20 protein-coding genes and 2 tRNA genes are annotated in these 25,739 nt (G+C 34.1%); 11 read left to right on the forward strand and 11 right to left on the reverse strand.

The features are described 5' to 3' along the window. Positions 1-34 precede the first annotated feature (34 nt). The 3 genes from K8B81_RS18975 to K8B81_RS18985 form a co-directional block, all read right to left on the reverse strand. Positions 35-994: a Fic family protein gene (locus K8B81_RS18975; protein ID WP_223683121.1), complete on the reverse strand. Its 960-nt coding sequence runs from the start codon at positions 992-994 to the stop codon at positions 35-37. Between the two features lie 298 nt (positions 995-1,292). Then, positions 1,293-2,186, reverse strand: coding sequence for a restriction endonuclease (locus K8B81_RS18980; protein WP_223683122.1), 894 nt, complete (start codon positions 2,184-2,186; stop codon positions 1,293-1,295). A 52-nt stretch (positions 2,187-2,238) separates the two neighbouring features. Next, the gene (locus K8B81_RS18985) at positions 2,239-3,747 is read right to left on the reverse strand and encodes a GH3 auxin-responsive promoter family protein (protein WP_223683123.1); all 1,509 of its coding nucleotides are present in this window, start codon (positions 3,745-3,747) and stop codon (positions 2,239-2,241) included. A 238-nt stretch (positions 3,748-3,985) separates the two neighbouring features. Between K8B81_RS18985 and K8B81_RS18990 the strand changes: the two genes are divergently transcribed. Both K8B81_RS18990 and K8B81_RS18995 read left to right on the forward strand, forming a co-directional pair. Then, the gene (locus K8B81_RS18990) at positions 3,986-4,780 is read left to right on the forward strand and encodes a DUF2797 domain-containing protein (protein WP_223683124.1); all 795 of its coding nucleotides are present in this window, start codon (positions 3,986-3,988) and stop codon (positions 4,778-4,780) included. Between the two features lie 241 nt (positions 4,781-5,021). After that, complete coding sequence (locus K8B81_RS18995; RefSeq protein ID WP_223683125.1) at positions 5,022-6,104, forward strand: glycosyltransferase family 9 protein; 1,083 nt, start codon at positions 5,022-5,024, stop codon at positions 6,102-6,104. Positions 6,105-6,150: 46 nt separating this feature from the next. Here K8B81_RS18995 and K8B81_RS19000 read toward each other — a convergent pair whose 3' ends face one another. The 3 genes from K8B81_RS19000 to sppA form a co-directional block, all read right to left on the reverse strand. Next, positions 6,151-8,778 (reverse strand): AsmA-like C-terminal region-containing protein, encoded by a 2,628-nt coding sequence (locus K8B81_RS19000; RefSeq protein WP_223683126.1) that lies wholly within the window; start codon positions 8,776-8,778, stop codon positions 6,151-6,153. Between the two features lie 158 nt (positions 8,779-8,936). Continuing rightward, positions 8,937-9,884: an alpha/beta hydrolase family protein gene (locus tag K8B81_RS19005; RefSeq protein ID WP_223683127.1), complete on the reverse strand. Its 948-nt coding sequence runs from the start codon at positions 9,882-9,884 to the stop codon at positions 8,937-8,939. Between the two features lie 9 nt (positions 9,885-9,893). Continuing rightward, positions 9,894-11,651 (reverse strand): signal peptide peptidase SppA, encoded by a 1,758-nt coding sequence (gene sppA, locus K8B81_RS19010; protein ID WP_223683128.1) that lies wholly within the window; start codon positions 11,649-11,651, stop codon positions 9,894-9,896. 137 nt (positions 11,652-11,788) lie between these two features. On the opposite strand from sppA, the gene folK reads away from it, so the two are divergent. After that, positions 11,789-12,922, forward strand: a complete 1,134-nt coding sequence (gene folK, locus K8B81_RS19015) for a 2-amino-4-hydroxy-6-hydroxymethyldihydropteridine diphosphokinase (RefSeq protein ID WP_223683129.1) — start codon at positions 11,789-11,791, stop codon at positions 12,920-12,922. A gap of 35 nt (positions 12,923-12,957) precedes the next feature. On the opposite strand, the gene K8B81_RS19020 is transcribed toward folK, so the two are convergent. Both K8B81_RS19020 and K8B81_RS19025 read right to left on the reverse strand, forming a co-directional pair. After that, positions 12,958-13,491, reverse strand: coding sequence for an RNA methyltransferase (locus tag K8B81_RS19020; protein WP_223683130.1), 534 nt, complete (start codon positions 13,489-13,491; stop codon positions 12,958-12,960). 71 nt (positions 13,492-13,562) lie between these two features. Beyond that, on the reverse strand, positions 13,563-13,994 hold the full coding sequence (locus K8B81_RS19025) for a DUF1573 domain-containing protein (RefSeq protein ID WP_223683131.1): 432 nt from the start codon (positions 13,992-13,994) through the stop codon (positions 13,563-13,565). A 161-nt stretch (positions 13,995-14,155) separates the two neighbouring features. On the opposite strand from K8B81_RS19025, the gene mutS reads away from it, so the two are divergent. The 4 genes from mutS to K8B81_RS19045 all read left to right on the forward strand — a co-directional run bounded on the left by mutS (position 14,156) and on the right by K8B81_RS19045 (position 17,648). Further along, positions 14,156-16,762 (forward strand): DNA mismatch repair protein MutS, encoded by a 2,607-nt coding sequence (mutS, locus tag K8B81_RS19030; RefSeq protein WP_223683132.1) that lies wholly within the window; start codon positions 14,156-14,158, stop codon positions 16,760-16,762. A gap of 144 nt (positions 16,763-16,906) precedes the next feature. Beyond that, positions 16,907-16,979, forward strand: a tRNA-Gly gene (locus K8B81_RS19035). An 84-nt stretch (positions 16,980-17,063) separates the two neighbouring features. Next, positions 17,064-17,149 (forward strand) — tRNA-Leu (locus tag K8B81_RS19040). 121 nt (positions 17,150-17,270) lie between these two features. Beyond that, on the forward strand, positions 17,271-17,648 hold the full coding sequence (locus K8B81_RS19045; RefSeq protein ID WP_223683133.1) for a DUF1508 domain-containing protein: 378 nt from the start codon (positions 17,271-17,273) through the stop codon (positions 17,646-17,648). A gap of 111 nt (positions 17,649-17,759) precedes the next feature. On the opposite strand, the gene K8B81_RS19050 is transcribed toward K8B81_RS19045, so the two are convergent. Next, positions 17,760-17,987 (reverse strand): PG1828 family lipoprotein, encoded by a 228-nt coding sequence (locus tag K8B81_RS19050; RefSeq protein WP_223683134.1) that lies wholly within the window; start codon positions 17,985-17,987, stop codon positions 17,760-17,762. A gap of 329 nt (positions 17,988-18,316) precedes the next feature. After that, entirely contained in the window at positions 18,317-19,546 is a 1,230-nt protein-coding gene (locus K8B81_RS19055; RefSeq protein ID WP_223683135.1) for a 3-deoxy-D-manno-octulosonic acid transferase, read from the reverse strand. A gap of 133 nt (positions 19,547-19,679) precedes the next feature. Here K8B81_RS19055 and K8B81_RS19060 point away from each other — a divergent pair, with 133 nt between their 5' ends. Next, positions 19,680-20,813 carry a DegT/DnrJ/EryC1/StrS family aminotransferase gene (locus K8B81_RS19060; protein WP_223683136.1) on the forward strand — a complete coding sequence of 378 codons (1,134 nt, stop codon included), beginning with the start codon at positions 19,680-19,682 and terminating at the stop codon, positions 20,811-20,813. A 63-nt stretch (positions 20,814-20,876) separates the two neighbouring features. Here K8B81_RS19060 and K8B81_RS19065 read toward each other — a convergent pair whose 3' ends face one another. Further along, positions 20,877-21,656: an META domain-containing protein gene (locus K8B81_RS19065; protein WP_223683137.1), complete on the reverse strand. Its 780-nt coding sequence runs from the start codon at positions 21,654-21,656 to the stop codon at positions 20,877-20,879. Between the two features lie 264 nt (positions 21,657-21,920). Here K8B81_RS19065 and nirB point away from each other — a divergent pair, with 264 nt between their 5' ends. The 3 genes from nirB (at position 21,921) to K8B81_RS19080 (ending at position 25,683) form a co-directional block, all read left to right on the forward strand. After that, a complete protein-coding gene (gene nirB, locus K8B81_RS19070; RefSeq protein WP_223683138.1) occupies positions 21,921-24,437 on the forward strand; it encodes a nitrite reductase large subunit NirB in 2,517 nt (838 codons plus the stop codon). 249 nt (positions 24,438-24,686) lie between these two features. Continuing rightward, positions 24,687-25,064 carry a nitrite reductase small subunit NirD gene (gene nirD, locus K8B81_RS19075; RefSeq protein ID WP_223683139.1) on the forward strand — a complete coding sequence of 126 codons (378 nt, stop codon included), beginning with the start codon at positions 24,687-24,689 and terminating at the stop codon, positions 25,062-25,064. A gap of 34 nt (positions 25,065-25,098) precedes the next feature. Beyond that, positions 25,099-25,683 (forward strand): DUF4202 domain-containing protein, encoded by a 585-nt coding sequence (locus K8B81_RS19080; RefSeq protein ID WP_223683140.1) that lies wholly within the window; start codon positions 25,099-25,101, stop codon positions 25,681-25,683. Positions 25,684-25,739: the final 56 nt, after the last annotated feature.

Raw genomic sequence — 25,739 nt, forward strand, 5'->3', positions numbered from 1 at the left:
CTATCCCTCATGCGGTATTGATGAATGAATGATTTTATAATTCTTTTTTACGGTAAATGGTGGTCTTTTTATCACCTTGTTTAGTAAGGATTCCCATTTCAACTGCTTTTTTTAAATCCCTGCTGGCTGTAGCTGAGGATAGATTTTTAAAATAAAACAGATAATCTTTTCTGGTGAAGTTTTCCGAATTAACATTAGTGAAAATTTTTATGCGATCTTCATCAGAAAGTTTTTTTGTTGTGTTTTCTAAAAGTTCGCTTAACGATTCATTAATTATGCCTAGCATATATTCGATAAACTTCGTTGATTTTCCTTCTTTATCACTAGCGGAAAGGGAATTATAATAAGCGGATTGATTTTTAGAGATTAAGGTTTCAAAAGGTAAAAATTCGAAAACAGGATATTCGTTCATAAGAATTAAAGTTTGCCACAATCTTCCCATTCTGCCATTTCCGTCCATAAAAGGATGAATGAATTCCATTTCATAATGAAAGACGCAACTTTTAATGAATGAGATTTCAGATTTGTCTTTTAGATAATCAAATAAATCTTTCATTAAAAAAGGTACATTAGCATAAGGGGGGGCAATGTGTTCAACTTTTGTTCCTTTTACAATCGCGACACTTTTTGTTCTGTATTTGCCAGTATTTTCAATAAGATCTTTCATTAGTATTTTATGTGCTTTTAAAAAATCTTTTTCGGAATGATATTTTAATGAACTTAAGTTTTTATAAACTTCCAATGCATTCAGGACTTCCGAAATATCCTTTTTAGGTCCGATAACTTTTTTATTTTCTAATAGTGCTGTTATTTGATCCTCTGATAATGTATTTCCTTCAATATTTAAAGAGGAATGTATCGTTTTGATCTGATTTTGTTTTCGTAAACGGGGATTAGTTTTAAGTAAATAAGTAGCATTGACTTCTCCAATTTTTTCAGAAATAGAAGAAATGTGTTTTAGAATTAAAGAAGTGATTTCGTATGGTGGTTTCATGATTGATACTATCATTTGATACTATCAAAAATACTAATTTTATTTGGTTGATCTTTATTTTCTTCTGCTGTTTTGTACTGTTATGAGCATTCCGGTTATATACGCAAAGAAAATAATTTTGGATTGATTACGTTGGCGTGGGACAGTTCGTTTTATCATTAATGTTATTAGATTTTTATTTCGATAAACGAGAAATCACAACCTCATATTTGCTATGAGCTATCAGCGTGTGATTTCTCGCGAAAAGGTCGAATTGACAAAATTTACTTAAATAATCTGTAAATATTAAGAAGCAAAATTATTGTTCTTCAAAGAAATCTTCATCTAGCTGTTTTATTTCATAAGTTGCCTTTATTTGAATTCCAACATTAAATTCGTGCATCAAATCAACTAATTTATTTCCGTCTAATAGAATTATTTTATGATGAGCATTTTTTGCTTTTTCAATCGCTCCCAAATCAAATAACGATGTTGTTACAAAGACACCTTTATTCGTATCTCCACTCATTGCACCAATAAAATTTCGAATATCTTTTTCGCGGACTTTATTTTCACTAAATCTTTTTGCCTGAATATAAATTTTATCGAGACCAAGTTTGTCTTCATTTATAATTCCGTCAATTCCTCCATCACCTGATTTAGAAGTTTCAATAAATTCTCCGTAACCCATTTTCTTAAGTAATATCAAAATTACTTTTTCAAAATAATATGGATCAATAGTTTTTAGTTTTTCTAGTAGATCATTTTTAACTTCTTTTTCTATTTGAGAAAAACCAGTATCAATTAAATCTTGTGGTGATGAATTTATTATCCCTTTCAATTCATCTTTTTTATTACTGTTTTTTAGATTCTCTTCAGCATAGAAATTTACAATACCAGAATCTTCTACAACGTTCTTTAATGATAATTCTGATTTTTGTCTCAGACCTTTGTCTGTAATTTGGACATTTGCTCTTTCAGGATAAAATATATATCCACCTTTTTTTAAATATGATTTTCCCCAAGCAATTCTATTATTTACCAAATTTTCTCCTGATTTTGTTTTCTCTGCAAGTTGTTCATCGCTTAGTTGATGAAAGAATCTTTCAATTACCAATTTTTGTAATTCTCTTGTGTGAATTGTTTTTCCATCACTAAGTACTTCTAATATAGGGTTAAAGGTTTCGTGGAATTTTGGTATTTCAATCATCATTATTGTAAATAAATATTTTTATTGGTGTAGGGGTTATAATGCCAACCTAATCCTACATCCCCTTCAACTGTTCCAAATAATCTCTCTGATTCGAAAGCCTCGGAATCTTATGCTGTCCGCCCAGTTTATCACGTTCCTTCAGCCAGTCGTAAAATAAATTTTCTCTGGCAACATTAATCACCAAAGGATTTAACGTCATATTATTGTAACGTTTGGCTTCGTAATCAGAGTTTAAAGTTTGTAACGTTTCGTCCAGTACTTTCTGGAAAAGGCCAACATCGGCTGGCTTTTGTTTGAATTCAATCATCCATTCATGAGCGCCTTTTTCTTTGTCCTGCATAAAAATTGGGGCAACAGTATAATCAATGACTTCGGTTTTGGTGATTTCGCAGGCTTTGGCAATCGCCTGATCCGTATTTTCGACCATGAGTTCTTCGCCAAAAACATTGATATGGTGTTTGGTTCTTCCCGTAACCCTTATTCTGTAAGGGTTTAACGAGGTAAACCGAACGGTATCACCTATTAAATAACGCCATAATCCTGAGTTGGTGGTAATAACGATAGCGTAGTTTTTATTCAGTTCGACATCGGCCAAACGGATTACTTTTTGATCTGGCGTTCCGTAAGTGTCCATCGGAATAAATTCGTAGAAGATTCCGTAATCCAGCATCAGCAATAAATCACTGGAATTGTTCAGATCCTGAATGGCAAAAAAGCCTTCGGAGGCGTTGTATATTTCGTAGTATTTAAAATCCTTGCTTGGCAGGATTTTTTTGTATTGTTCTTTGTAAGGAGAAAAACTCACCCCACCGTGAAAATACACTTCAAGATTTGGCCAAAGCTCCAATAAGTTTCCTTTTCCGGTGTTTTCTAGAACCCTGTTCATCAGAACCAGCATCCACGAAGGAACTCCGGCAAAACTGGTTACATTTTCATTTTTGGTTTCATTAATGATGGCGGCAATTTTGGTTTCCCACTCACTCATCAGCGAAGTCTTGCTGCTTGGCGTACTGCTGAATTCGGCCCAAATAGGCATATTTTCAATCAGTATTGCTGATAAATCGCCAAAAAAAGTATTGTTGTTTTCGTAAATCTGGGAGCTTCCTCCTAAGCGAAGACTTTTCCCTACAAACAGCTGTGAATCTTCGTTGTTATTCAGATACATGCAAAGTAAATCCTTACTTCCTTTGTAGTGACAGTCTTCAAGGGCTTCACTGCTTACCGGAATAAATTTACTTTTAGCGTTGGTAGTACCGCTCGATTTGGCAAACCATTTTATAGGACTTTCCCAAAAAACACCCTGTTCTCCCTGTCGTGTACGTTCAATTAGAGGCTGTAATTCTTCGTAACCTGAAACCGGAACTCTTTCAGCAAAAGTTTTATAAGAGCTGATTGAAGCAAAATCATATTGTTTTCCAATAATCGTATTTTCTGAAGCCGTCAATAAATTATGAAGCAGCTCTTCCTGAACTTCATTTGGATATTTTAAAAAAAGTTCAATTTGATGTATTCTTTGTTTGAGAACCCAGGATGCAAAAGAATTTATTATGGATAGAGGCATGAAGAATGTATTTAGATTTTAGATTTTAAGTTACTAATATTTACTATAAATGCAAATACCGGAAATTTAAAATTTGAATATCGGCAGACAAAAATGTAACTTTGTTGCTATTCAAAAATAGTGTTTTTTTGCAAAAAACAATTTATTTAGAATAAAGATTCCATTTCAAAAATTCCATTTCTAATAATGAAAAATCATTTTTTTCTAAGAAAAAATCTAAAATCAGCAATAAAAATCTATGACCTACGAAGGAGTACTTACAAAAATGCAAACCGAATTCGGTGCCCCAATTCAATATTATCTGGTTTTTGAAGATAGTTTTTTAAACATGAATCAGTTATTGGATAAGGAAATCGAAATTAATTTCGCAGGTTATCAATGCTTGAATTGCTGCAAAAAGAAAAAAATATTCCGTCAGGGATTTTGTTATGATTGTTTTTATTCAAGTCCAGCCGTTGGTGACTGGATTATGAGACCAGAACTCAGCACGGCACATTTAGGAATCGCAGATCGTGATTTGGAATATGAACAAAGAGTTCAGTTGCAGCCTCATGTGGTTTATCTGGCTGTAGCAAGCGAAATAAAAGTGGGCGTTACCCGTAAAACACAAGTGCCAACCAGATGGATAGATCAGGGCGCAAGTCAGGCAATTGCTATAGTTGAGGTTCCGAATCGATATCTGGCAGGAATTACTGAGGTTGCTTTAAAAAATCATTATACCGATAAAACGAATTGGAGAAAAATGCTCCAAAATCCAACAGAAACTTTCGACTTAATTGTTGAGAAAGTTAAAGTCCAAAATCTGATTCCGGATGAAGCTAAGGAATACTTTTACAGCCAAAAAGAGGATGTGTATGATTTGCATTATCCGGTCTTACACTATCCGGCAAAAGTTGCAAGTTTAAATCTGGACAAAACACCTTCTTTTCGGGGAAAGTTAGTGGGTATAAAGGGGCAATATTTGATTTTTGAAAACGGAACTGTTTTTAATATCCGCGGTTCCGAAGGTTATATCGTTACAATAAACGTCTAGCATACTGCCTCATTCGTATATTCTTATTAATAGCTTGTATAGTAATTAGTTAAAAGATTAATTAGTATTGTATTTTTGGCTTTAAGAATAGGTCATGTGAATTTTAATAAATTTTATTACAATTTTATAATAATTTGATATTGATCGATTTATATTTTTAGAAGCTTTGGCGAATTAATTTTGTCAAGATTTATAAAAAAGCTTTTTAAAATAATGCAAATCAAAATAAATTAATTATAAAATGGGAATTTTAGGTAGAATAAATGTTTTGAGACGTGCATTAATGCGAACTCTGACAAAGAATATTGGAAAATCAAATGCTGAGCAAGGCATTACTCTGGTCAACAAAAACGAAATCAAAAGAATTTTAATTTGCAGACCAAATGCAAGATTAGGTAATCTTTTACTGATTACCCCTTTAGTTCAGGAATTAGAGGAAATGTTTCCAAATTGTAAAATTGATTTGTTTGTAAAAGGTTTTTTGGCTCCGATTATTTTTGAGAATTATGATTGTGTAGACAGGATAATAAAATTACCTAAAAAACCTTTCAGTAATCTTTTCCAATATTTTAAAGTCTGGGTTTCTTTAAAAAAGTATAAATACGATATTGCTATAAATGTAGATCAGGGTTCTTCTTCTGGGCGTCTTGGAGTCAAATTCTCTAATTCTAAATTTAAGTTTTTTGGTGATTTGCCTTTTTCGGCTAATTTATATCATGATGATTATGCCCACATTGCTAAATATCCTATTTATCATTTACGGGATTATTTAACCAAATTAGGATTTGAAAAAAGAGAAGATCCTATTATGCCTTTAGATCTTAAATTAACGCCTGTTGAAATTGCTGAAGGAAAGAAAAAATTGCATACTCTGCTGGTGAAGAATTATAAAAAAACGATCTGTATATTTACTTACGCCACAGGATCAAAATGCTTATCAGAAGCCTGGTGGGAAAATTTTTATACCAGTTTAAAATCCCAATATAAAAATTATAATATTATAGAAATTCTCCCAATAGAAAACGTTTCTCAGATTGGTTTTAAAGCGCCAACATTTTATAGCAAGGATATTCGCGAAATTGGATCTGTAATTGCAAATGCTGATTTGTTTATAGGGGCTGACAGCGGAATCATGCATCTTTCGAGTGCCGTCCATACTCCGACAGTAGGGCTTTTTTCAGTGTCAAACCTAAAAAAATATGAACCTTACGGCAATAATAGTATTGGAATAGATGTAAATAGCTTTTCTGAAAAAGAATATTTTAAAATTTTCAGTACCATTTTAGAGAATGGAAAATCAGGAATCTATTCCAAAGCAATTTAAAAGATAAAAAAAAGGTCAATCTAATCCGATTGACCTTTCTTATTGATTATTTTTTCTTTTTAAACAAACCATTTAATAAATCGCTGGCTTTAGCTTTGACTTCTTCATTCGTCTTTGCCTTATTTTCAGCATCGGTTTTTGTAGTGTCTTTTGATTTACTGTTTTTGTTGAGTAAATCGTTAAGTGCAGCAGCACCTTTTTGTGTTAATTTTTCTTTTTGTTGACTTACCACCTGACTGGTAAGATTATTAACCGCTGTTTTAGTATCAATAGCCACTTTTGGGTTTGAAAAATTACCCGTTATCAAACCTGAAATTGGAATATTTTCCAGTTTTGCGGCATCAGCAGGCGATAATTTAGAAAGAAAAGCATTTGCCTCCTTGCCTAAATATTTGGCAGGAACATCTAACTTTAAATTATAATTCATGGTTTGATCAAAACCGTGAGTTCCGTCAACAGTAACTTTAATATCCTGATATTTAATGTCAAATGGTTTTACTTTTACTTTGCCATCTTCAAAAGATAAGGCCATTTTCAGGTCATTCAGATTCAGTTTATTGACATCAATAAAATTTACTTTCGAACTCAAAGAATTCAATAAAGTCGAATTTTTGGCATTTACAGTTGTTGAAAGCAATTGCCCTAATAAATCACCAGAAATGGAAGCTAGGTTTGGAGTCAGTTCCTTCGCATCTAGATTTCCATTTAATTTAATTGTCGAATTCAGTTTACCATTAATAATTCCTGCAATTGGCGCAATTTTTTTCATCATATCCAGTTGCGTAAAAGTCTGGGCAATATCAACCTGATTGAAACCTAAATTCATATCAAAAGTAGGAACTTTTGTTTTCGTGGAAACCGTTCCGGTCAAACCGATAGATCCACCAAAAATAGAAGTTTTGAAATTTTCTAAAGTGGCTTTTTCATCTTTAATGATTAATTTTCCTGAAACCGCAGTCAGTTTTAAATTATCATATAAAACAGTATTTGCTTTTGCATTTAAAGTGCAATTTAAAAACGCAGGAATTTTCATTGCGTCTGCAGGTTTTGCAGCCGTTTTTGTTTCAGTTTTTGCTTCACCACCTGCAGTTGTAGCTTTTGCAGGTTCTCGGGAAGTCATAAAATCATCAACAGCTAATTGGTTTGAACTCATATTGAAGTTTCCTTTCAGTTCTTGTTTCTTAAACATAAAACCATAGAAATTCTCCAAAATCCCATTAATAGCAATATCACTTCTTCCGGTAGTGGCATTAAACTGTTTTAAGTTAATTTTACTTGGGTTGAACTCCACCATTGCTGTGCTTATGTTCATCGATTTGTTATTCTCATCTGTATATTTAAATCCGGACAGACTCATTGTTCCTGCATTTTTGATGTTTTGATACTGGCTTTTTTCTACAGAAGCCATATCAAAGTTGGTAGTTACATCCGCTTTTAAAATACCTGCCAAAGGTTTATCCAGTTTGATTGGATATGCTTTTGAAAGATTGGCCAAATTGATGGTTCCTTTTAAAGCGGCATCAACAATAGGATTTACGGTTACGTTTTTTACATTCGCTTTTGCACTGAAAACATCCTGATCAATTCTAAACGAAAGTTTGTCCAGGTTTACATAAGTGTCGTTCAAAATACCGGTTTCATTGATGATTTTGGTATCAATTACGATATTCTGAACTGATTTTGGTAAGTTAGGATATTGGAATGAAGCATTATTAGATGCAATCGCAATATTGAATTTTGGAACCGTTGTGTCTGTCAGTTCTCCTTTAGCAAAACCAACAACGGTAAAATCCCCGGTTGTTTTAACGCCATCAAGACTTGCAGCATACGCTGAAGGAATTAATCCTAAGAAATTGGTGAACGATGATGTTGGGGTTTTGAATTTCAAATCATAAATCTGCGCTTTTTCAGCCATTTGAATAAAACCGTCAAACTCTAAAGGCAGCTGATTGATTAAAGCTTTGTTTTCTTTAAAAGTGTATTTGCTTTGCTCTAAATCAATCCCTAAAACAGCATCCAGAGTCAGCTTTACATTTTTAAGATAATTCATTTTATCCATGTCCAAAGAAACGTTGGCTGTAGATTTTGTAGTCAGATCAAGTTTTGAATTGGTAAAATCTCCTGTCCCTTCGTGATTCAGGCTGTCGATTACCATTTTTATTTTTGAACCCTGATCGATATATCTGAAAGTGAAATTTTCAATTTTATAATTTTGGATTTTTAAAGAAAGAGGATCGCTTTTGCCATCTGATTTGGTTTCTTTTTCATCTTTCAAAGCGATATCAAAGTTCCCAACTCCGTCTTTATTGAAAATAATATTAATTAAACCATTTTGGGAACTGATTCCTTCAATGTTCAACGGTTCTTCTTTTCCTTTAAAAAGTTCCTTGATGCTCATTTTTAAATCCAGTTCCCCTAAGGAAACCAAAGTATCTCCTTCAAAAGGAGCTTTGTTGATGATCAACAGCTTTTCAATCGAAACATTCGCGTTTGGAAAGTTTTTAAACAAACTTAAATCTGCGTCAGCAAAACTTACTTTTGCATCGACGCTTTTGTTGATGGCTTCGGCAATTTTAGCTTTGATCTGATCTTTGAAAAGATACGGAACAGCAAATAGTGCAGCAACTAGAACTACAAGTACAATTCCTGTGATTTTTAAAATTTTCTTTAACATAACTATTTAATATTTGGGGTTTGAATAGACAAAAATGATAAATGATTATAGCAAAAATAGCTTTTTATACCGGAGCTTTTTTGTAATTTTTTGATAAATTCAATAAAAAAATCCGTTTGAGTTTATTATTTCAAACGGATTTAATTTAATTTTTATTGTCATTTCTGAATAAATGAAACTATTTTGGAAGTCAGAGTTTCAGAAATCGGGAGTGTTTCATTATTATAACTTTCAAAATTGGCCTGCTGGTCGCCTTCAATAACTTTCAGTATATGATTCATTTTGTCAATGATTAGCAATTCAGAATTTGGATTGGCTTTGGATAAATTTTCAGCATCCTGTACGGTTACCTGCAGATCTTTGTTTCCCTGTAGAATTAAAACCGGAATTGAAAGTTTCTTTATTTCTGTCTGCGGATTGTATTTGAACCACGAAATTAAGTAAGGCTGGATAGCGGGTCTGAAAAGCGAATTAAGCATTGGGTCGACATTTTTTACTGTTTTGCCGTTCTTCAGGCTGTCGATAACAGGAAAAGTCATATCTTCAATCTGCTTCATTCCTTTGGAAGAAATTTGTGTCTTTAAAATTTTATCGGCTGCATCACCTGCCCCGGCAATTGAGATAAATTTGTCTGCTTTTGCTCCGGCAATCATTCCAATTAATGATCCTTCGCTATGACCAATTACAATTACTTTAGAAAAACGTTTGTCTTGTTTTAGTAAATTAATCCAGCTTTTTGCATCTTCAGTATAATTTTCAAAAACCAGACCTGCTTCTGAAGGGGCAGCTGCTTTGCTTTCAGCAATTCCTCTTTTATCATAACGTAATGATGCAATTCCGTTTTTTGCTAAAACTTCGGCTAGCATTTTTAACGAATTGTTTTTCATCATCGGATTATTTCCGTTTCTGTCTGTTGGTCCCGAACCGGCTATTATTAAGGCAACCGGACATTTTTTGGATACATCCGGAACAGTCAGGGTGCCGTGCAACTGATCGATATTTATTTTTAAGACAATCGGAGACTCCTTAAATGTGATTTCTTTTTTATCCTGTGCACTAACAAAACTTAGAATAAAAACGGTAAGAAGAAGAATTATTTTATTCATTTTTTGAAATTATTTAATGTTGATGCTATACGGCATTATGGCCTGGGCGCCTTTTAATTTTTGAAGTCTTTTGATGTGCTCAATAAGTAAATAATTCTCTTCGCCAATTTCTTCTTTTATGAAAGTTTCTTTAGACTGAGCAAATGGAAGACCTGACAGAAGATCATTTAAATTCTTCTCATATTCGGGATAATTTTGTGTACTGTAGGATTTTATTTTGGCAATTTTGGCTGCTTCGGCAATAGCATCATTGAGACCGCCAATTTTATCCACTAAACCAATTTTTAAAGCTTCAGAACCTGACCACACTCTTCCCTGGGCAATTGCATCTACTTGTGTAAAAGTCATTTTTCGGCCTTCGGCAACGTGGGTTACGAAAGTATTGTAAATGTTCTCAACACTTTCTAATGTAAAGGCTTTGAAATTTTCATCCACTGGTACAAACGGGCTGTAATTAGCCGAGTTTTCATGCGTTTTTACCTGCTCGGTATTGATTCCTAACTTGTTTGCCAATGGACTGAAATTCGGCAAAACTCCAAAAACGCCAATTGAACCTGTGATTGTGTTTTTTTCAGCAAAAATTTTATTCGCATTACAGGCAATGTAATAACCACCCGATGCAGCATAATTACCCATAGAAACCACTACAGGTTTTACTTTCTTTGTAATCTCAATTTCTCTCCAGATCAAATCAGATGTCAGCGCACTTCCGCCTGGACTGTCAATTCTTAAAACAATGGCTTTTACATCTTCATTTTCTCTCGCTTCTTTTAATGAACGGCGCATCGACCCTTCACCAATTTGATTCACATCACCTTCACCGCTTCCAATTTCACCCTGAGCGTAGATTATTGCAATCTCATCGGTTGCAGTATTGGTCAAAGCTGTAGTGATGTAATTTTGTGTATAATCTGAAATGGATATTTTGTTATACTCCTCATCGCCGGTTACCTTTAAAGCTTTTTTTATGGCATTGTGATACACATCTTCATAAGCTACAATATCAACCAAATGCTGAGTTTTTGCCATTTCTGGAGTCCGTGCTAATAATCCGTTTGCAATTTCGTTTAATTTAGAAACAGGAATATTGCGGCTTTTTGAAATATCAGTTACAACAGTTGACCAAATCGAATTTAAAAGAGCGGTAATCTGCTCTCTGTTGGCATCGCTCATTTTGTTTTCAAGAAAAGGCTCAACAGCGCTTTTGTATTTTCCATGGCGAATGACTTCCATATGAATACCTGTTTTTTCCTGAAAATCCTTAAAGAACATTACTTCAGAAGAAAGTCCTTTAAAGTCAAGGTCACCAACAGGATTCAGATAAATGGTGTTGGCCACGGAGTTCAGATAATATTCTTTTTGAGAATACGTATTGGCATAAGCCCAGACAAATTTGCCTGATTTTTTGAAACTTTCCAACGCATCTCTCAAAGCTTTATATTGTGCCAGTCCTAAGGAAGACTCATCGTTTAGTATCGAAATCCCTTTAATTTTATCATCGGTTTTTGCCGCTTCAATAGCATTGACTACATCCGTTAAACCAATTTTTCCATCTTTTGAGAATTGCGTTACCCAAGGGTCTGTAAATTTTCCGGCGTAGTCATTATTGATTCCTTTTAAATCTAATTCAATAACCGAATCAGCCTTTACTGATACGCTGTCGTCACCTCCAAAAATAGTTCCGATAAGTATTACTCCAAAAAAGAATAACATGATAAAAACAAAAATACCAATTACAGTGGCAACTACATTTCCTAAGAATTTCATAAATATATTTTTTTAATAAGTAGCTAAAACAGACGTTTCGTTACACATTTTTTGACAAACAAATCGAATTCACTTTTGAACCCGTTACACAAATATATTGCTAATTCTAAAATAGTTTTAGTTAATTTGCATTAATTATGAAATCACAGCATCAGGTCGTATTATCTATAGGCAGCAATCAGGGAAACCGGTTGGAGAATATCCAAAGTTGTATTAATTTGATACATCAGGAGATTGGGACTGTAATTCAGGTTTCAAAATTATATGAGACGCCTGCGTGGGGTTTTGAAAGTGATGCTTTTTATAATTGTGCATTGCTTTTGCACAGTAATTCTTCAGCACAAAAGATACTCAGTCAGGTGCTGAAAGTAGAAAAACACTTAGGCCGGATACGTACGGATCAACAAGGATATCAATCCCGGATTATTGATGTTGATCTGATTGTTTTTGACGATCAGATAATTGAAACAGAAAAGTTACAGATTCCGCATCCGCTGATGCAAAACCGGAAGTTTGTTTTATTGCCGATGCAGGATTTGAAATTGAACTGGAAACACCCGGCTCTTCAAAAAACAGTTTCCGAATTAATTGCCATTACTCCAGATGACAGCGTTTGTACAGTCGTTCAGGATTTAAAAAATCCATTGGAAGAAATCCCGCTGGAACAATTTAACTATATCGCCTTTGAGGGAAATATTGGTGCAGGAAAAACCACTCTGGTACAAAAAATCGCTGAAGATTTTAATGCAAAAACCGTTTTGGAACGATTTGCAGATAATCCGTTTTTGCCAAAATTTTATAAAGATCAGAACCGATATGCCTTTCCGTTAGAGATGTCTTTTCTGGCGGATCGTTATCAGCAATTGTCTGATGATTTGGCGCAGTTTGATTTATTTAAAGATTTCGTAATTGCCGATTATCATATTTTTAAGTCGCTGATTTTTGCAAAGATTACACTTGCTGAAGATGAGTATCGCCTGTACCGAAACTTGTTTGATATCATTTATAAAGAAATGCCAAAGCCGGATTTGTACGTTTATTTATATCAGAATACAAGCAGACTGCTTCAAAACATTAAAAAACGAGGCCGAAGTTATGAACAAAATATTTCAGCTGAATATTTGGATAAAATCAATAACGGCTATTTAGAATATATTAAATCCCAAACCGATTTGAATGTTTTGATCATTGATGTTTCAGATCGTGATTTTGTAAAGAAACATGAAGATTATCTTTTTATACTGAATGAAATTCAGAAAGTAATCAAATAATTATAAAATTTGTCAATCAGATTATCTGCAAATATTTAAATAAAGCTAATTTTTTTAAATAAATCCCAAACAACAATCCCTGCACTTACTGCTATATTTAAAGAATGCTTTGTGCCTAATTGCGGAATTTCAATGCATCCATCGCAAATTGCTACGGCTTCCTGTGCAACTCCATATACTTCATTTCCGAAAACTAAAGCATATTTCTGATTCTTCTCTACTTTAAAATCCTGGAGAAAAATAGCACTTTCTACTTGTTCAATAGCAAGAGTTACTATCTTTTCTTTTTTTAGGTTTTCAATCACTTCCAAAACATTTTCATGGTGTTCCCAGGCAACAGTTTCAGTAGCGCCAAGAGCTGTTTTGTGGATTTCTTTATTTGGAGGTGAAGCTGTAATGCCGCACAAAATTATTTTCTCTACCAGAAAGGCATCAGCAGTTCTAAATACTGATCCGATGTTGTGTAAACTCCGAATATCATCTAACACTAAAATCAGGGGTGTTTTCTCTGATTTTTTAAAATCAGCAATCGATTTTCTGTCTAGTTCACTATTTTCAAGTTTTCTCATGGAGTTCAATTATGGTCATAAAAAAAGCTTCCAAAGATAAGGAAGCTTTTTCGATTATTTTATTGTTCAGATTAGCTTTTTACAGGATCTGGTAAAACTGTACCTTTAATAGTTAAAGTTTTTGTTGGCTGCCCTTCAGCATTAGAAGTAACAGTTACAGTTTTTGTAAAAGCACCAACTCTGTCAGTAGCATATTTTACACCAATTACACCTTTAGCTCCCGGAGCAATTGGTTCTTTTGGTGTAGTAGGTACTGTACATCCACAAGATCCCTGAGTATTAGTAATAATCAATGGTTTTGTTCCGTTGTTTACAAATACAAACTGACGGTTACCATCAGCATTGTGAGCGATAGTTCCGTAATCAATTGTTTCGTTTTCAAAAACCATTCCGGCTCCCTGAACTTTAGCAGCTTTTGCTGTAGCAGCCTTTTTAGTAGTTTGAGCATTAGAAGCTGTAATACCAGCTACAGCTAACATAGCGAATAAAATTATTTTTTTCATCTTTAAAGTGTCTTTGTTTTTAATGATGAAACAAATCTATGTAAAATTCTGATATCTGTGCTTAAAAATTTCTTAAAATATTTTAATTTTTGAAGCCTTCTATATTCCTTCAAAAAATCATAAATTCGCTGTCTTAATTTTTCATTTAAAATACAAATAATTTGGCAGCTAAAGAGAAAGTGGTTAAAGAGACACCTTTGATGAAACAGTACAATGAAATCAAGAGGAAATATCCGGATGCATGTCTGCTTTTCAGGGTAGGCGATTTTTATGAAACATTTGGTGAAGACGCTATCAGGGCATCTAAAATCCTCGGAATAACATTAACGAAAAGAGGTGCTGGTTCTGATACTGAAACTGCTCTGGCGGGTTTTCCGCATCACTCTATCAATACTTATCTGCCTAAATTAGTAAAAGCCGGACTTCGTGTTGCGATCTGTGATCAGCTTGAAGATCCTAAAATGACCAAAACAATCGTGAAACGCGGAGTTACAGAATTGGTAACGCCGGGAGTTTCTTTGAACGATGAGGTTTTACAGTCTAAAACAAATAACTTTCTGGCCTCAGTTTATTTTGCCAATAAAAATATCGGGGTTTCATTTTTGGATGTTTCAACAGGCGAGTTTTTAACCGCTCAGGGAAATGCCGAATATATTGATAAATTACTGCAGAATTTTAATCCGAGTGAAGTCCTTGTTCCTAAAACCTGTAAAACCGAATTTATGGATGCTTTTGGGGATGATTTTCACAGTTTTTATCTGGAAGACTGGATTTATAAGGAAGATTATGCCCTGGAGACACTGACAAAACATTTTCAGACCGTTTCTTTAAAAGGTTTTGGAGTTGAAGAATTAAAAGAAGGAATTATTGCTTCCGGAGCTATATTGTATTATTTGTCCGAAACGCAGCATAATCGCGTACAGCATATCACGGCGATTCAGCGTATTGCTGAAGATGCTTACGTTTGGATGGATCGTTTCACCATCAGAAATTTAGAATTGTATCACAGTTATAATCCAAACGCAGTAACACTTTTGGATGTGATAGACCGTACGCTTTCACCAATGGGTGGCCGACTGTTAAAACGCTGGCTGGCACTTCCGTTAAAAGATGCCAATAAAATAAAAGGGCGTCATGATGTGGTTGCATATTTGAAATCTAATCCTGAAATTCTCCATAATATTCAATACCAAATCAAACAAATTTCAGATCTGGAACGTTTGATTTCTAAAATCGCTGCCGGAAAAGTTTCACCTCGCGAAATTGTCTATTTAAGAGAATCCCTTGATGCTATTATTCCAATTAAAACTTTGGCACTCGAAAGCCCACAGGAAGCTGTAAAGGTTATTGGGGATAGTCTGCATGCCTGTGATTTGCTGAGGGAAAAAATCAAAGTCACTTTAAATCAGGATGCGCCTGTTGCGATTGCAAAAGGAAATGCAATTGCAAAAGGGATTAGTGAAGAATTAGACGAGCTGCGTGCTATTTCAACTTCAGGAAAAGAATTTTTGGAAGGAATTGAGAAAAGAGAGTCGGAGAGAACCGGAATCTCCTCTTTGAAAATTTCTTTTAATAATGTTTTCGGATATTATATTGAAGTACGAAATACTCATAAGGATAAAGTTCCTGAAGAATGGATTCGTAAACAGACTTTGGTAAATGCCGAACGTTATATTACAGAAGAACTAAAGGAATACGAAACAAAAATTTTAGGTGCTGAAGAAAGAATTCATAAAATTGAAACTGACCTTTTTGAACAATTGGTAGCCTGGATTGCAACTTATATCAAACCCGTTCAAATGAATGCTTTTCTGGTGGCGCAATTGGATTGTTTATGTTCTTTTACTCAGCTTGCCGTAGAAAATAACTATGTGTGTCCCGAAATTGATGAGACGTTTGAATTGGATATCAAAAATGGAAGACATCCAGTTATCGAGAAACAACTACCAGTTGGAACTCCTTATATTGCGAATGATGTGTATCTGGACAGGGATGTGCAGCAGGTTATTATGATTACAGGCCCAAATATGTCTGGTAAATCGGCTATATTGAGGCAAACGGCGCTAATTGTGCTTCTGGCTCAAATGGGAAGCTTTGTGCCTGCAGACAGCGTGAGAATGGGAATTGTAGATAAAATTTTTACCAGAGTTGGGGCTTCAGATAATATTTCAATGGGTGAATCTACTTTTATGGTAGAGATGAATGAAACTGCTTCGATCCTGAATAATATCTCAGACAGGAGTTTGGTTTTATTGGATGAAATCGGGCGCGGAACGAGTACTTATGACGGAATTTCGATTGCCTGGGCGATTGCCGAATTTTTGCATGAGCATCCGGGAAGAGCTAAGACATTGTTTGCTACGCATTATCATGAATTAAATGAAATGACAGAATCGCTGCCAAGGATTCAGAATTACAATGTTGCAGTGAAAGAATTAAAAGATACGGTTCTTTTTATTCGTAAACTCGTAAAAGGAGGCAGTGCACATAGTTTTGGTATCCATGTAGCAAAAATGGCCGGGATGCCGCAACTGGTAATTTCGAAGGCACAAAAACTTCTGAAAAAACTGGAGAAAAACCATTCCAGCGATGCCTTAAACGGAATCAAATCTGCAAATGATGAAATGCAGATGAGTTTCTTTAATCTGGATGATCCTTTATTGGAAGAGATAAAAGAAGAGATTATGAATCTTGATATAAATGCGATTACTCCGGTTGAAGCATTAATGAAGCTGAATGAGATTAAGCGAATGCTGGTTAAGAAATAATTTCAGATTTAAAGTTTAGGTTATCAGAAAGTTATAAAATAAGTGTGATTTTTTTTGAAAAAAGGCTTGTTTAATTGAATAAATGTCCTAAATTTGCACTCGCAATACAGAACAAGTGTTGCTGTTCTTAATAAAATTTGAAACGCGAAAATAGCTCAGTTGGTAGAGCGCGACCTTGCCAAGGTCGAGGTCGCGGGTTCGAGCCCCGTTTTTCGCTCAAAATCATACAATGCTTAGATGGTGTTATGTTTGATTAATTTTTTTAAAAAAATTAGCTAAAAAAACATTAAAAAGTATTATTGCTCGGATGGTGAAATTGGTAGACACGCTGGACTTAAAATCCAGTGAACAGCAATGTTCGTGCGGGTTCAAGTCCCGCTCTGAGTACTAAAGCCTCTTCTTTTTGAAGAGGCTTTTTTTATGCTGCAAACTTGCAGGTAATAAATTTACTAAGTAAATTTATGTAAGAGAGTTTTAAAAATCTGAATCAACAATCTAAATTTTATAAATGGGTGCTTTTGTAATTAGCAGGCGGTTTAATGATGAATATAAATTTGTGTTTACTTCCAGAAAAGGAAAGGTGATCTTTACAAGTTTGAGTTATGAGTTGAAGTTTGAATGTGAGGAGGATATTGAGAAGTTTAAACTAAATACTGAGCAGGCTAAGTTTTTAAAATTTAAGGGCTCTGGAGGTAAGTATTTCTTTAAACTGATGTTAGGGGATGTTCATTTTGCAACAAGTCGAAAATACACAACAGAATTGCTTTTGCAGAAAGGGATAAAGGAGATTGTTTTGTATGCTTCAAAAGCAGAGATTTTAGATTTTTCTTCGAATGAATCTATTTTTGAAGACGAGGCGGTAATGGAGGTTATGGAAGAGGAATAAAAAAAAGCGTTTGTCAAACAAACGCTTTTTTTTATTTATCAAATATTTAGAATTTGATCAAAAAAAAACCATCTCTTGGATGGTTTTAAAATTTTCAGAACTTAGTTCTAATTATTTTTTTACTTCTTTAGCAGCTTCTTCAACTTTTGCAGCAGCAGAATCAACAGTTGCAGCAGCAGAATCAACAGTTGCAGCAGCAGAATCAACTACAGCAGCAGCAGAATCAACAGCTACAGCTGAAGAATCAGTAGCAGTAGCATCAGCAGCAGCGTCAGCTTTTTTACAAGATACAACAGTTAAAACAGCAACAACAGCTAAACTTAAAAATACTTTTTTCATCTTACTTTATTATAAAAGGTTAATTATTAATTCGAGGCAAAGATATAAATTTTTTAATACGTAAAATATTTTTTTATTTTTTTTTTTAAATATTTTCCTTTGTCACTCGATGGTTTTATTTATCAAATAATATGCCACAAGTGTTGTTGTTTAATTATTTGTTGAATTTTTTGTAAATTTTGTTTTTTAATGAAGATTATGAAACCATTTCTGTGTTTTGAATATTGGTCATTGCAATTTGTTTGGTATTTACTAATTATTTTTTATTGTAGAAAATCATTTGTAATGCTTTTAAACAGTATAATCGAACAGTAAATTTACTTTAAATGTTAGGAGATGGTATTTATAATTGTACTTGTTGCTCCTTTATTGTTCTGTATGTAAGATCTGCAAATTTTGCCTTTTTCGCTTAGGAAATTTTGATCAGAAAGTAAACGGTCAAAGATTTGTTTTAATTCTTCTTTATCTGAAACCACCATACATCCGCCAATGTTCACCAATTCAATAGCTTCAGCAAATTTCGAATAATTGGGCCCAATAACAATTGGAATTCCAAATGTTGCCGGTTCTAAGATATTATGAATACCAGAATTTCCAAAACCGCCACCCACATAAGCGATAGTTCCATAGCTGTAAATTTTAGTTAATAGACCAACTGTGTCAATTATGAAAACATTGTAATCAGCTAAATTTTTGTTTTCCTTTTCAGAAAATAAAACGGTTTGTTTTGTAATGGCTTTTTTTAGATTTTCAATTTGTTCTGCTTTTATATTGTGAGGGGCTAAGATAAATTTCACACTTGCAGCTGCCTGATTGATATATTCAATTAATATTGTCTCATCTTTTGGCCAGGAACTTCCAATAATTATTGTTGGCTGATTTTTTTTGAATGCCTCAATAAATTCAAGTGAATTATCTCTTTCTAAAATAGCATTTACCCTATCAAATCGGGTGTCGCCTGAAACAATTATGTTTTGAAACCCAATTGTCTCAATTTTTATTTTAGAATTTTCGTTCTGAACGAAAAAGTAAGTAAAAGTTTCCAGCGCTTTTCTGTAAAACCCGCCATACCATTTAAAGAACATTTGATTGTCTCTAAAGATTCCTGAAATCAGATAAGTAGGGGTTTTTAATTTTTTTAGTTCGTTTAAGTAATTAAGCCAGAATTCATACTTTATAAAGAATGCCAATTCTGGATGAACTAATTTTAAAAACTGTTTTGCGTTGCTCTTCGTGTCCAGAGGGAGGTAGATGGTTATATCAGCGACGTTATTGTTTTTTCGGACTTCATAACCTGAAGGCGAAAAAAAGGTAACAATGATTTTATGTGCCGGATATTTTTCTTTAATTTTTTCAATAACAGGAAGGCCTTGCTCGTATTCACCTAATGAAGCCGAATGAAACCAGATTGTTTTGTCTTCAGGATTTATTTTTTCTTTTAAAAGTGCAAAAACATTTTTTCGGCCATCAATAAATAGTTTCATTTTCGGGCTGAAAAGTGCTATTATTTTAAGAAAAAAACCAGTAATTATAATGAGTAAATTGTATAGAAAAAGCATCTGTTTAATTTTGGTGCTAAAATACGTTTCTTTCAACTATTTTCATTGTTTGAAGGTATAAATAACTATTTTTGCGGTTCGTTTTAAAGATTTTGGTGTAAATCCGGATCTTCAGATTTAAATAAGAAGATAAATGAAAAAAATTCAAATGGTTGACTTAAAAAGTCAATACGAAAAGATAAAATCTACTGTTGATGCTTCAATTCAGGAAGTTTTAGATACGAATACTTATATAAATGGCCCTTTGGTTCACCAGTTCCAGAAAAATCTTGAAGAGTACTTAGGAATAAAACATGTTATTCCCTGCGCAAATGGAACCGATGCTTTGCAAATTGCGATGATGGGACTTGATCTAAAACCCGGTGACGAAGTAATTACTGCCGATTTTACATTTGCAGCAACTGTTGAAGTTATTGCTTTATTGCAACTAACGCCTGTTTTGGTAGATGTTGATTTGCATAATATGAATATCGATATTGATGCTGTTAAAAAAGCCATCACACCAAAAACAAAAGCAATTGTTCCTGTTCATTTATTTGGACGTGCTGCCAATATGGATGCGATTATGGAAATTGCGGCAGAACATAATTTGTATGTGATTGAAGATAATGCACAGGCAATAGGGGCTGATTATATTTCGAAATCAGGCGCAAAAAGCAAAGTAGGAGCTATTGGCCATGTTGCGGCAACATCGTTTTTTCCGTCTAAAAACTTAGGCTGCTACGGAGACGGAGGAGCAATTTTTACAAATGACGATAAATTGGCGCATATTATACGTGGAATTGTAAATCACGGAATGTATGAACGCTACCATCATGATGTTGTGGGGGTTAATTCACGTTTGGATAGTATTCAGGCGGGGGTTCTAAATGCAAAACTGCCTCTTTTGGATCAATACAATTCGGCACGACGTTTAGCAGCAAGTAGATACAATGCAGCGTTTGCCGGAAATGAGAAGATTGTTACACCTGAATTTGATGCAAATGAAAATAATCACGTTTTTCATCAATATGTGTTAAGAATTCTGGATGCAGACCGAAATGCACTGATGCAGTATTTATTGGACAAAGGGATTCCATGCGCAATCTATTATCCGATTCCATTACATTCCCAGAAAGCTTATGCTGATTCACGTTATAAAGAAGAACAATTTTCGGTAACGAATCAATTGGTAAAAGAGGTAATCGCATTACCAATGCACACTGAACTTGATGATGAGCAAATTAAATTTATTACGGATTCTGTTTTAGAATTTCTGGCTAAATAATTTTAATTTTTTAAAATAAATGAAACCCAAATCGTCTTTTTTAGATGATTTGGGTTTTTTGCTTTAATCTACTTTCTTAAATACCAAAAGTTTTCCTGAAGGGCTGGAAAGTGAAAGCCGGTTGTTTTTAATCGAATAAGTAGTAGTGTTTTGGAGTGCTTTAATAAACTTATCTTCTTTGTTATTTTTTTCCGGACACGCCATTAAAGTTGAAATGATGTTGTTGAATCTGAGCAAGTCTTTTTCAAAAAACAAACTTCCGCTAATTGAGTTACAGCCACTAAATCCAATAAATCTGTTTTCTTCTGCATAAATCTCAAGGCGGGGTAATTCTTTTTGAAAATCTGCTGCAAAAACTTTATTTCCTTTTAACTCTTCTAAAACCCAAATATCGTGTAAGCGATAATCCGTAATGTATTTTCCACATCCCTCTATTTTTTGAAACGTGGCTTCTGTACTATTCTTGATTTCAATAGAAACCTTATAAGGAGAAATTATACCAGACATAGAATTCTGACATTCAATTTGCTGTATAGAAACTATAATATTTGATTCTCCATTGCTGGCTTTGTATGTTTTAATATTAGCGTCCATTGCCCTGATGGATTTAACGGATAAAAAAATCAGCTTTTCTTTTCCTTGTATTAATGAGGTAAATACAATTTTTTCGGTTCCAATTTTTAATTCCAAAAAAGGTTCGTTTCCGGTCGCTCTAAAATAAGTTGTAATCTCTTCTTCTAATGAGTTTGTGTAGGCGGTATCAGTATTTGAATCTTTAGGGGGTATGGATTTACAGCTATATAAGAAACAGCATGTGATAAATATATTGAAGTACTTTTTCATACGACGTGATTTAGATTTATAAAGGTTTTGCCAGACTATACTAAGTACTAAATATTTGTATGAAGGCATATACTCAAATTTAATAAAAATGGTACAGATAAGTAATTTATTAAATGCTTATGAGCCGATAAATTTGTTTACTTATATGATGTACGGTAAACTACGTATTTAGAAGAATTCTATTTAATAAAAAAATACGTAAATAAGTATTTTATATAAGTATTTATACTTATATTTGCGTAGTAATACTTAATTAAAGAAATCATGATTAAAGTAATAGTAGTTGGAAACGGGATGGTAGGTTATAAATTCTGTGAAAAATTTATAGCAAAATCGGGACAGGAGAATTATCAGATTACCGTATTTGGGGAAGAACCAAGACGTGCTTATGATCGTGTTCACTTAAGTGAATACTTCGGAGGTAAGACGGCTGATGATTTGTCATTGTCAACAAGTGAATGGTACGCAGATAATAATATTACTTTAAACACTTCTGAATTAGTTACTGATATTAACAGAGAAGAAAAAACAATTCATACGCATTTAGAAAAAACGCATAAGTACGATTACTTAGTCCTTGCGACTGGTTCTTCTGCTTTCGTGCCGCCAATTGACGGTGTAGAAAAAGAAGGCGTTTTTGTTTACAGAACCATTGAAGATCTGGATGCAATTATGGCGTATGCTAAAAAAATAAAACAAAAAGGCGCTACTGAAGCTGCAGTTTTAGGGGGAGGTTTATTAGGTCTGGAAGCTGCAAAAGCAGTTCGTGATTTAGGACTGAATCCTCATGTTGTGGAATTTGCTCCGCGTTTGATGCCAAGACAATTAGACAAAGGTGCCAGTGATATGCTGCAGGCAAAAATTGAAGAACTAAATATTGGAATCCATCTTAATAAAGCGACTCAGTATATTGATGGAAAAGAATGCATAACGGGAATGATGTTTGCCGATGATGAGTTGTTAAAAGTAGACATGTTGGTTATTTCTGCCGGAATCAAACCGCGTGATGAACTGGCCAGAGTTTCGGGACTTGAAGTTGGTTTGCGTGGCGGAGTTGTGGTAAACAATCAAATGCAAACATCAGATCCTTCTATTTTTGCTATCGGTGAGGTGGCTCTTTACAATCAAAATATTTATGGTCTTGTTGCTCCTGGTTATGAAATGGCCGATGTTGCTGCAGAGCAAATCTTAAATGGTTCTGGTTCTAAAACCATGAGAGAAACCATCGATATGTCAACGCAATTGAAATTGATTGGTGTTGAAGTGGCGAGTTTTGGTGATCCTTTTATCGAAAATGATGAGGTAACCGCTATTATTTATGAAAATAAATTATCCGGAGTTTACAAAAGAATCAATGTAACTAAAGATTCTAAAACCTTATTAGGCGGAATTTTAGTGGGTGATTCAAGTGATTATAATTCACTTTTCCAGATTTATAACAATGGAATGGCCTTGCCGAAAAACCCTGAAGATTTGATTTTAGGCTCAAGAGACGGCTCTGAAAGCTCAGCTGTAGGAGCAATGGATTTGCCTGATACTGCTGTAATTTGTTCTTGTGAAAATGTAACTAAAGGCGCCATCTGCTGTTCTATTTTAGATGAAACCTGTTCCAGTTTTTCAGATGTTGTAAAACTGACCAAAGCGACTTCAGGTTGTGGAGGATGTAAGCCAATGGTTTCTGATTTGGTAAAAGCAGCTCAGAAATCTATGGGTAAAGAAGTAAAAGATGTGATCTGCGAACACTTTAACTATACACGTCAGGAGTTGTTTGATTTAGTTAAAATCAATAAATACAATAATTTTTATGATGTAATCGATCATCACGGAAAAGGTGATGGGTGTGAGGTTTGTAAGCCTGTAATTGCTTCGATTTTCTCAAGTATTTACAACGATACGGCAAATAAACACGTTACGACTCAGGATACAAACGACAGATTTTTGGCGAACATTCAAAGAAATGGAACATATTCTGTGGTGCCAAGAGTTGCGGGTGGAGAAATTACTGCCGAGAAATTAATCGTAATTGGAGAGGTTGCTAAACAATTTGATTTATACACCAAAATAACAGGAGCACAACGTGTGGATTTATTTGGTGCACATTTGGATGATCTTCCTAAAATTTGGAAAGTATTAATCGATAATGGTTTTGAAAGTGGGCATGCCTACGGAAAATCTCTTAGAGCTGTTAAAAGTTGTGTTGGAAATGCGTGGTGCCGTTACGGAATGGATGACAGTGCCGGATTTGCCATCGAACTTGAAAACAGATACAAAGGAATTCGTTCTCCTCATAAATTAAAAGGAGGAGTTTCGGCTTGTATTCGTGAATGTGCCGAGGCCCGAGGAAAAGATTTTGGTTTAATTGCGGTAGAAGGCGGCTGGAATTTATACATCTGTGGAAACGGTGGTGCTAACCCAAAACATGCAGTTTTACTGGCTGAGCAAATTGACAAAGAAACAGTTATTAAATACATGGACCGCTTTTTAATGTACTATATCCGTACTGCTGGTCCGCTAATCAGAACATCAACCTGGCTTGAAAAACTGGATGGAGGTTTAGATTATTTAAAAGAAGTAATTATCGAAGACAGTTTAGGTATTTGCGAAACCTTAGAAGCCGAAATGCAGACTTTGGTTAACACATTTGAATGCGAATGGAAACAGGCTATTGAGAATCCAAGATTGCTGAAACGTTTCAGTCACTTCGTGAACTCTGATGAAAAAGACGATAATATCGCTTTCGTTCCTTTAAGAGATCAAAAAATGCCGAAAGCATGGTCATAATATTTAATGCATAGAAACATAGATTTTATAAACTCAAAAAGACATTTATTATACAAATAGCTATGTATCAGAAACCACTTTCTTTTGAGTTCCTTTTCCAATGATTAAAATCTATGTTTCTGTGTGTTAAAAAAAAATTAAAAAACAGAATTAACGTTTGCTGTCCTCTTACCCTCTTTTTTACTGCGCCATCAAACTCTCTTGATTGTAAAAAGAGGGATAAGAATACAGATTATAAATACAACCAAAATGGAAGAAATTTTAAACCAATACGAAACGGTGCATCCAAGCGATGCCAAAATATGGTTCAAAGCCGGTAATGTGAGTGATTTTCCAACTAACCGTGGCGGTTGCATCAAATACAAAAACAAACAAATTGCCGTTTTTAATTTTGCACGCCGTAACGAATGGTATGCCTGTCAAAATGCCTGTCCGCATAAAATGGAAATGGTATTGTCAAGAGGGATGACTGGTTCTACAGATGACATTCCTAAAATTGCGTGTCCAATGCACAAAAAAACGTTTTCATTGATTGATGGTTCCAACCTGAATGGCGATGATTTAAAAATTGCAACCTATCCGGTTAAAATTGTTGAAGACGAAGTGTTCGTTGGCTTTTTAGATTAATTATGTATATTTGAAAATATATTTTCAATAAAAAATGAGTACACCATTTCAGAAAGCAAGTGAATGGATTGATGCCGAAAACGCTCAGGATCCAAACATAGAAACAGATCAGAATATTGAATATCCAAAAGAGCTTTTATACTCAAACAGGATGTATAAAAAACTGATGCAGTTTTGCCCTGAAGCTTCAGAAGAAGTTCAGATTGCATCAAAAGCACAGCATATCTGCCGATGGAAAGTTGCCCGCGAATCCTATCCAATGGATCGTGTAGGGTATTTGAGATGGAGAGAAGACCTGAAAAAATTTCATGCCAAAACTACTGCTGAAATTCTGGAAAGAGCAGGTTATGAGCAAACTTTTATTGATCGTGTTTCGTTTTTAATTGAAAAAAAATTACTTAAAAAAGATGCTGAAACCCAATTGCTGGAAGATGTAATTTGTCTGGTATTCTTAGATTATTATTTAGAGCCGTTTGTTGAAAAGCACGATGATGAAAAACTAAAAAATATCATCAAAAAAACCTGGGATAAAATGTCTGAAAAAGGACATCAGGAAGCCTTGAAAATCAACTACTCCGAAGAAAACTTAAATTTGATAAAAGCATCTTTAGGATTATAATCTGATTTTATGAAATGAGCGGAAGCAAATTCTATTTTCCGCTATAAACAAATATG

It is taken from the genome of Flavobacterium hibisci (assembly GCF_020026925.1).
In the GTDB taxonomy this organism is placed as follows: domain Bacteria; phylum Bacteroidota; class Bacteroidia; order Flavobacteriales; family Flavobacteriaceae; genus Flavobacterium; species Flavobacterium hibisci.

Coding starts and splice junctions, on each gene's coding strand:
- K8B81_RS18985 (WP_223683123.1), bottom strand. CDS start 3,747: ATGCCTCTATCCATAATAAATTCTTTTGCATCCTGGGTTCTCAAACAA.
- K8B81_RS19045 (WP_223683133.1), top strand. CDS start 17,271: ATGGGTGCTTTTGTAATTAGCAGGCGGTTTAATGATGAATATAAATTT.
- nirD (WP_223683139.1), top strand. CDS start 24,687: ATGGAAGAAATTTTAAACCAATACGAAACGGTGCATCCAAGCGATGCC.
- K8B81_RS19050 (WP_223683134.1), bottom strand. CDS start 17,987: ATGAAAAAAGTATTTTTAAGTTTAGCTGTTGTTGCTGTTTTAACTGTT.
- K8B81_RS19020 (WP_223683130.1), bottom strand. CDS start 13,491: ATGAGAAAACTTGAAAATAGTGAACTAGACAGAAAATCGATTGCTGAT.
- nirB (WP_223683138.1), top strand. CDS start 21,921: ATGATTAAAGTAATAGTAGTTGGAAACGGGATGGTAGGTTATAAATTC.
- K8B81_RS19080 (WP_223683140.1), top strand. CDS start 25,099: ATGAGTACACCATTTCAGAAAGCAAGTGAATGGATTGATGCCGAAAAC.
- K8B81_RS19005 (WP_223683127.1), bottom strand. CDS start 9,884: ATGAATAAAATAATTCTTCTTCTTACCGTTTTTATTCTAAGTTTTGTT.
- K8B81_RS18995 (WP_223683125.1), top strand. CDS start 5,022: ATGGGAATTTTAGGTAGAATAAATGTTTTGAGACGTGCATTAATGCGA.
- K8B81_RS18975 (WP_223683121.1), bottom strand. CDS start 994: ATGAAACCACCATACGAAATCACTTCTTTAATTCTAAAACACATTTCT.
- K8B81_RS18980 (WP_223683122.1), bottom strand. CDS start 2,186: ATGATGATTGAAATACCAAAATTCCACGAAACCTTTAACCCTATATTA.
- K8B81_RS19055 (WP_223683135.1), bottom strand. CDS start 19,546: ATGCTTTTTCTATACAATTTACTCATTATAATTACTGGTTTTTTTCTT.
- K8B81_RS19025 (WP_223683131.1), bottom strand. CDS start 13,994: ATGAAAAAAATAATTTTATTCGCTATGTTAGCTGTAGCTGGTATTACA.
- K8B81_RS19065 (WP_223683137.1), bottom strand. CDS start 21,656: ATGAAAAAGTACTTCAATATATTTATCACATGCTGTTTCTTATATAGC.
- K8B81_RS18990 (WP_223683124.1), top strand. CDS start 3,986: ATGACCTACGAAGGAGTACTTACAAAAATGCAAACCGAATTCGGTGCC.
- K8B81_RS19000 (WP_223683126.1), bottom strand. CDS start 8,778: ATGTTAAAGAAAATTTTAAAAATCACAGGAATTGTACTTGTAGTTCTA.
- K8B81_RS19060 (WP_223683136.1), top strand. CDS start 19,680: ATGAAAAAAATTCAAATGGTTGACTTAAAAAGTCAATACGAAAAGATA.
- folK (WP_223683129.1), top strand. CDS start 11,789: ATGAAATCACAGCATCAGGTCGTATTATCTATAGGCAGCAATCAGGGA.
- sppA (WP_223683128.1), bottom strand. CDS start 11,651: ATGAAATTCTTAGGAAATGTAGTTGCCACTGTAATTGGTATTTTTGTT.